The 262-nt window shown below is 37.8% G+C and carries 1 protein-coding gene; it reads right to left on the minus strand.

The genetic code is table 11. The annotated features are described in order from the left end of the window. On the minus strand, positions 1-249 hold a 249-nt coding region (locus NE637_RS15460; protein ID WP_371740891.1), incomplete at its 3' end, for an ATP-binding cassette domain-containing protein. Between the last annotated feature and the right edge of the window lie 13 nt (positions 250-262).

A 262-nucleotide genomic window follows, 5' to 3' on the forward strand; every position in this document is an offset into this window, starting at 1 on the left:
TCTTAAAGAGCGTTCCACAATTTCATCCAGTTTCACTTTAGAACGAATACCATGCGTTCTTGGTCCAAAAGCCACATTGTCATAGATGCTCATCGGAAATGGATTCGGTTTCTGAAATACCATTCCGATCTCTTTGCGCAGTTCATTTACATTCGCATTAGAAGAAAATATATCCTTTCCATCGTATTTTACTTCTCCTGTAATGCGCACATTCTCTACAAGGTCATTCATTCGGTTTAGTGTTTTCAAAAACGTGGATTTA

Source organism: Desulfovibrio desulfuricans (assembly GCF_024460775.1).
Classification (GTDB): domain Bacteria; phylum Desulfobacterota; class Desulfovibrionia; order Desulfovibrionales; family Desulfovibrionaceae; genus Desulfovibrio; species Desulfovibrio desulfuricans_E.